Origin of the sequence: Ruegeria arenilitoris (assembly GCF_013032445.1) — a bacterium.
In the GTDB taxonomy this organism is placed as follows: Bacteria; Pseudomonadota; Alphaproteobacteria; order Rhodobacterales; family Rhodobacteraceae; genus Ruegeria; species Ruegeria arenilitoris_F.
Window position 1 is genome coordinate 1 of the sequence record NZ_WQCA01000062.1, and the last position, 6093, is coordinate 6093.

Below are 6093 nucleotides of genomic sequence, written 5' to 3' on the forward strand. Positions count from 1 at the left end.
GGCGTTTGGTGACGACTGCTTCCAACACCTCGCCTTCATGATCAACGGCCCGCCAGAGGTAGTGTCTCTTGCCATTCACCTTCACGAAAACCTCGTCCACGTGCCACTTCCATTTGGAGAATGCGCGCAGCTGCTGAACACGCTTACGTCTGATCTCGGCAGCAAACATTGGGCCAAACCTGTTCCACCAGTATCGGACAGTTTCGTGGCTCACGTCGATGCCTCGCTCGTGCAACAGATCTTCAACATTCCGAAGCGAGAGCGGGAAACGGGTATACAGCATCACTGCAAGGCGGATTATCTCGGGGCTGGTTTTAAAGTATTTGAAAGAGGCAGATCTTGTCATGGACAAAAGCTACGCAACCGCCCTACCCCGCTCAAGAAATATTCTTCTGACAAGACCGTTTGGGCAACTGAAAACAGCCGAAAGGCCATCTGGGACGGTATGCACCGCCGAGAGACCTACGCTACAACGGGCCCGCGTATGCGCGTACGTCTCTTTGGAGGGTGGGACTTTGACGAAAGCGATGCACATCGTCGTAACCTTGCTCAGATCGGTTACTCCAAAGGTGTTCCAATGGGTTCTGACCTGCGTCCGGGGAACGGGTCTCCGTCCTTCCTTGTCTACGCGCTTCGGGACCCAATGGGCGCGAACCTCGACCGCATTCAGATCATCAAAGGCTGGCTCGACGCGAACGGTGAGCAGCAGGAAATCGTCCATGACGTTGCTTGGTCTGATGACCGCGAACCCAACGGCGAGGGTAAGCTGCCTAAGGTCGGTAACACGGTCGATCTGAGCGTCCCATCATGGACAAACACCATAGGCTCGCCAGAACTTGGAACGGTCTGGCAGGATCCAGACTTCGATCCCAAGCTCTCCGCTTTCTATTATGCCCGCGTCATCGAAATTCCAACGCCACGCTGGACGGCGTATGACGCGGTCCGGTTCAACATCAAAATGCCGGAAGATGTGCCTCTTGTTACACAAGAGCGCGCTTACACCTCACCGATCTGGTATACGCCTTAGAGCCATAATGAAGGTGATTGTTAGAAGTTCAATTGCCGGAAGATTGTAAGTGTGCCTTGGGGTTGCGCCTGTAGCGAATGGTACTCCGGCTGGTCGATATGGCGGAATCAAGTAATAGGGGATGGGAGTTGGCTAAGCGCCGATCATGCTCAACTAAAACCCTCAAAACTGGCTCGGTCGTTCAATCTTCGCAGGGCACACGTGTGAATAAGAACGCACCAAGATCGGCAGGTATTGGCGCGGGCCGTTTTGTGCGCAACACGCAAATTTTCGCGGTCTGTCCGTCGAAATGTCTGTACCCGACTATGCTGTCATAGAAGAATTCGCCATTGATCACCAAACATTGCATGGGCGCAACTCCGACGCATGGCACTCGATCGGCGGCAATCTCGAACACCAGTTTTTCATCATCATTGCCAGCATTCGCGCTTGGCACAGGAAACGCGCAGATAACCGCCATGATCGCAATCGTCGGGGATCCGGAACATCTCGATTTAATCATTAGGATTAACGTGCCTCATGCTTGTTGAGTGTTTCCGCCGCAGTATCGGGTGCCAGATCTTAAATACCGCGAATCCAACAGCTTAGTTCTGAACCAAAGAAATCCCCGGATGATCAGGTACAGGCATGTTCAGAACCTTGGGATTTTTCAAAATGCCCGCGTCCAATACGGGCAGGTCAGCGGTCAGCTTCTCATGCGCATCTTCGATCGCATCCGCAAGATCCGCGACAAGGCTGGCTTCAACCCCATCGCGTGCCACAAGAGCGGCGACGACGGATATCGTGGGTATTTCTCGACCCGGCTGCCCATATGGTTCCATGTTAATTGTAGCGATTTGATATACCGGATTTTGGCTCAGGAATTCTGAAACGCTGGGGCCCGTGACCGATACTATTGTCGCCTCACATCTGTCTAATGCCTGTTGGATCAGTTGATTGGGATGCCCCAGCACAAAGATACTCGCATCAATGCGCCCTTCGCAAAGCTCTTGCAGTGCATTGGACGGTTCCAATTCGTATGTGGAACCGAACCAATCCAGCCCGAAGCCCGTTTGGTCAAAGAAACTTCGGATGGATGCGTTTCTGCCGGACGCAGAACGCCCTAGATCCACAGCTTTGCCGCGTAGATCACGAATTGTTCGGATACCTGAGTTAGGCGCGGCCAGGATCGTCACCGCCTCTTTGAACAGAGGGGTGACGACGCGCAGATCGTCCATTGCTCCATCTTTCGCGAAAAGGGTCGTGCCCTGAAAAGCCGCCTGCTGCCAGTCGGACTGTGCGATCGCAAATTCCAGCTCACCGGATTGCATCATTTTCAAGTTGTATACGCTACCCGGTGTAGGCTCTGGGCTGCATCTTCGCAACGAGTCGTCCCGGCTGTTGAATGCGTCGCAGATTGCACGCGCAACGGGAAAATAATTTCCGGATACATTCCCTGATCCTATACTAAAAACTTTGACGTCCTGAGCGGTCAAAAATCCAGGAAAAAATAGGGAAAAACTCAGGAAAACGCCGAATAACCGTTTTGTCATCGTTCGAACCAATCGTATTATTTCAAGGGTATTTACAAGTGGCAGGGATATGCCTGATTTCATTTATGACATCCCGACCCAAAGCTTGGCTATATGGTTTGTTCTGATCGCTCTGGCTGCGGTCGTGATCGGGCTGTTTGTTGTCAAACCCATTCTTCGTATTCTTCTGGGAACGGGCCCGGATTTCAATTCATCAATTAACTATGTGACGTCCGGGTTCAGCTTGTTTTATGGCCTTTTGCTGGGCCTTCTGACGGTTGCAGCCTACCAGAATTCTGAACGTGTCAAAGAAAGCATTCTGCTTGAGGCGACTTCGCTGGGATCGCTTTACGCGCAGCTCAACGTCTACGCTGAACCCTACCGCAGCGAAGTAAAGCTGATCATGCGGGATTATGTGCTCTACACCATCCACACTGAGTGGCCTGCCCACCAAGAAGGCCAGATTCTAAACGGCGGTTACAATCGCGCAGAGGCTATTCGCCGCAAGCTGGCCGAGTATTCTCCCCAGACCGGGGCCGAGCAAATCGTGCACACCGAAGTTGTGTCATCCTTTCAGGACTTTTCCGACGCACGGCAGTTGAGATTGGCCGGAGTTGGAACGGCAATTCCAGACGTGCTATGGCAGGCTGTTCTGGTAGGTGCCGTAATCAGCATTCTGTTGATGACCATGTTTCGGATCAGGATCCGTCAGCACCTTGTTCTGGGCAGCATCACGGCGGTTTTTCTGGGTGTGATCCTCTTCGTTATTGTAACCCTTGATCGACCCTTGCGCGGTGGCGCGGCGTTGCAACCTGAACCCTTCAGGCTTCTCTGGAGTCGCCTGATGGTCTGGGATGAACCCCCGGGCGAGAGGTTCTGAAATGGCCAGATTCGACGTTACAAATGTTGAGGGGATGCGCCAGTTGCGTATGCATCTGGATGAGGAAACGGTTCAGGCCGCCCGGGGCGCGTTGTCGAACTTTCGCGGTGACATCTCCTTTACGCCCAGACTGCCCGGGGTGGGTGATATCTTTCGCAATATCTTCGCTCGTGAATCCCGGATCAGGCCATATTACAGCGGGACCGGGACAATCCATTTACAGCCATCGCTTGCCGGGTTTCACGTGTTCGACGTTCAGCCAAACGAGAAATGGATACTGGAGCCCGGCGAATACTGGGCAAGCGAAGGATCGGTAAAGCTTGGCCTGCACCGTGACCCGATGCTGGCAAGCTGGTGGGCCGGTGACGGACTGTTCGCGTGGAAAACAACACTGCGCGGTGCCGGCAAAGTAGCCATCAACGCGCCGGGCCCGGTCGAAGAGATTTCTGTGACCGACGGAGAGCTCAAAGTGCAGGGCCGCCTTGTTTTAGGCCGCACCTCGGGGTTGAAGTTTCGGTCCGTGCGATCGGCGAGGTTTCCCCGGAACCTGATTTCTGGTCAAACCCGGCTGCGGTTGTTTGAAGGAACCGGAAAAGCGTTGGTGTCCTGGACGCCTTACTGGAACGAGTACCTGCATAATCAGATGAGCGGTGGGGACCATATCCAGGGCTCTTTGTTTGAATAGCGCAAGGTCGCTCTTGGTACGTTCAATTCGCAATTTCTGTGATCATCTCAGCGGGAAGGCGTCCGGAGTGATAAGACCTGTCTCTTCCACGATCCAGTCACGTGATATTAGGTTGTCCTTTGCGGGACCGGATATTTCGCCCAACACATAGAGCGCGACCGGGCCTTCGCTCACCTCCGTAAGATTTACATAGAATGTATCCAGCGTTTCGGTCCAACTCAGAATGTTCCAGCAAGACCCATAGTAGTTTCTACGGCATCGTCTCTCTTTTTTGTCAGTTTTTGCCAAGCTTGATCGATGGAGATGGACGGGCTCACTTCCCGATGTACCGCAGCAGTTCGGTGTCCCACGCCGGGCTTTTTCGCACAGAAAGCAAAGCGCGATTGAGAACCTCGACATATTCGCTCTCATCCTGCAGGGCGAAGGCGTAATTCTGTTCTTCGAACTCATAAGGCAGCACTTCAACATCCTGGAAACGCCCCTGCTCTCTGCCACGCAGGATTTCATATTTCAGGGCGGGTGCATCCATAACAACCGCATCGACCTGGTCCGCATCCAGGCTGGTAACCACTTCTGACAAAGTAGCAAAGCTGCGCGCGGCGATGCCTGACCGTTGCAGATATTCCGCCGACGTTGAATCCGCCAGCGTCGCAACCCGCACATTTGCCAGATCGTCAGGCGAGCGTATTTCAGTTCGGATTTGCTCCAAGGTAAAGGCACTGGCCAGTATGGCTGTGATGCTGGCAACCATAATCGTGCTGCCCACTGCTAATACGGCGGACAGAATGCGCGCCGTTGGTGTTTTGAACTCGTAGTACCGAATGGGACCGCGCGTCACGAACAACAGGCCGATGACCAGCGCCTCCATCACCTTGCCACCGCGCGTTTTCATCGCATAGAGCTTTGCGTTTATTTTATGTTCGAGCAGATAGAACACCCCACCCACCAGCGCGGCTGCACCCAGCACGATGATGATCGCGGTCAGAATGCGTGGGCTTAGCAGGAATTGCCGAATAGAGCTGAGGTAGCTGGCTTTCTTGACCCCGATGGCCTTGTGGGTCTCGAAAAACGAATGCGAGAAATCCACCCGTTCTTCGCGCTCGGAGGTGATCGACAGGCAGGAAATCCCAACGGCCGATTGCCCCGTAGCAACGCTGTCGATCATGTCTCCGAAGTTCATCAGTGTGATGTCGTAGTCCAGCGCAAGTTCCCGGGCCACCCGATCCCACAGGAAGATGGCCAGACCATCCAGCTTGTCTGCCTCACCAATCACAAACGGCGGGCACAGCGCGGCGGCAACAGGCACTGGTCCCGAACGCTCTTGTGCCTGCGACGACATGGGAGCAAGCACTGCGAAGATCATCAGGATCGCGGGCAAAATCAGAAAACGGCTATGTGTCATATCCTTTGCGCATCAGGGCTAAAAACTCACGGACGGAAAACAAATGCGTCTGTTGCATCCACATTATCTTCAAACAAACTCAGGCAACCAAAAGAGGCTTCGGCAAGAATGGCCTTGCCCATTCTTGCACGCAGGTCCAAACGAGTCGACCAGATCGGGCACGGTGGACGATCGCCATTGCAGGACAGCGGAAATAGAGAGCGCTGAAGTATATCCCAGAACTGGCTCAATAGTCGTCCTGACGGCTGCTATCAGTCTGAATTTCATTCGTTTTCCTTCAAGGTCAGAGTTGTCTTGCTGCGAAGGTATCGCAGCTGTTGGGGTTTCCGGACTTGTAGCCACGGTAAAACCAGTTTTGCCGTTGTGCGCTGGTGCCGTGGGTAAAACTGTCCGGGACGACCACGCCCCGTTGCGCGCGTTGCAGTGCGTCATCCCCGATCGCTGCGGCTGTATTGAGTGCTTCTTCAATGTCGCCAGGTTCCAGCACCCCAAACCGTTGATCCATGGCCCGTGCCCAGACGCCGGAGTAGCAATCGGCCTGAAGTTCCACGCGCACGGACAAGGCATTGGCATCGGCCTGGCTGGCCT

General features: G+C 54.1%; 9 protein-coding genes. 3 read left to right on the forward strand and 6 right to left on the reverse strand.

Features of this window, described 5'->3' with window-relative positions; genetic code table 11:
• Window positions 1-346, reverse strand: a 346-nt coding sequence (locus GOW98_RS25135) for a DDE-type integrase/transposase/recombinase (protein WP_170337337.1), incomplete at its 3' end; no start/stop codon positions are given.
• Between GOW98_RS25135 and GOW98_RS25140 the strand changes: the two genes are divergently transcribed.
• Window positions 230-1027 (forward strand): DUF3604 domain-containing protein, encoded by a 798-nt coding sequence (locus GOW98_RS25140; RefSeq protein ID WP_367646907.1) that lies wholly within the window; start codon window positions 230-232, stop codon window positions 1025-1027. The two genes, GOW98_RS25135 and GOW98_RS25140, sit on opposite strands and share 117 nt — an antisense overlap.
• Window positions 1028-1208: 181 nt before the next feature.
• Here GOW98_RS25140 and GOW98_RS25635 read toward each other — a convergent pair whose 3' ends face one another.
• Window positions 1209-1487, reverse strand: a complete 279-nt coding sequence (locus tag GOW98_RS25635; RefSeq protein WP_217359742.1) for a DUF4377 domain-containing protein — start codon at window positions 1485-1487, stop codon at window positions 1209-1211.
• 124 nt (window positions 1488-1611) lie between these two features.
• Window positions 1612-2622, reverse strand: a complete 1011-nt coding sequence (locus GOW98_RS25150) for a TAXI family TRAP transporter solute-binding subunit (RefSeq protein ID WP_170337339.1) — start codon at window positions 2620-2622, stop codon at window positions 1612-1614.
• Between GOW98_RS25150 and GOW98_RS25155 the strand changes: the two genes are divergently transcribed.
• Complete coding sequence (locus GOW98_RS25155; RefSeq protein ID WP_170337340.1) at window positions 2609-3418, forward strand: DUF4239 domain-containing protein; 810 nt, start codon at window positions 2609-2611, stop codon at window positions 3416-3418. The two genes, GOW98_RS25150 and GOW98_RS25155, sit on opposite strands and share 14 nt — an antisense overlap.
• Window position 3419: 1 nt before the next feature.
• On the forward strand, window positions 3420-4103 hold the full coding sequence (locus GOW98_RS25160; RefSeq protein WP_170337341.1) for an AIM24 family protein: 684 nt from the start codon (window positions 3420-3422) through the stop codon (window positions 4101-4103).
• Window positions 4104-4416: 313 nt separating this feature from the next.
• On the opposite strand, the gene GOW98_RS25165 is transcribed toward GOW98_RS25160, so the two are convergent.
• The 3 genes from GOW98_RS25165 to GOW98_RS25175 form a co-directional block, all read right to left on the reverse strand.
• Complete coding sequence (locus tag GOW98_RS25165) at window positions 4417-5505, reverse strand: transporter substrate-binding domain-containing protein (RefSeq protein WP_170337342.1); 1089 nt, start codon at window positions 5503-5505, stop codon at window positions 4417-4419.
• A 26-nt stretch (window positions 5506-5531) separates the two neighbouring features.
• On the reverse strand, window positions 5532-5735 hold the full coding sequence (locus tag GOW98_RS25170; protein ID WP_170337343.1) for a hypothetical protein: 204 nt from the start codon (window positions 5733-5735) through the stop codon (window positions 5532-5534).
• Window positions 5736-5788: 53 nt separating this feature from the next.
• A partial coding sequence (locus GOW98_RS25175) for a neutral zinc metallopeptidase (protein ID WP_170337344.1) occupies window positions 5789-6093 on the reverse strand: 305 nt, incomplete at its 5' end.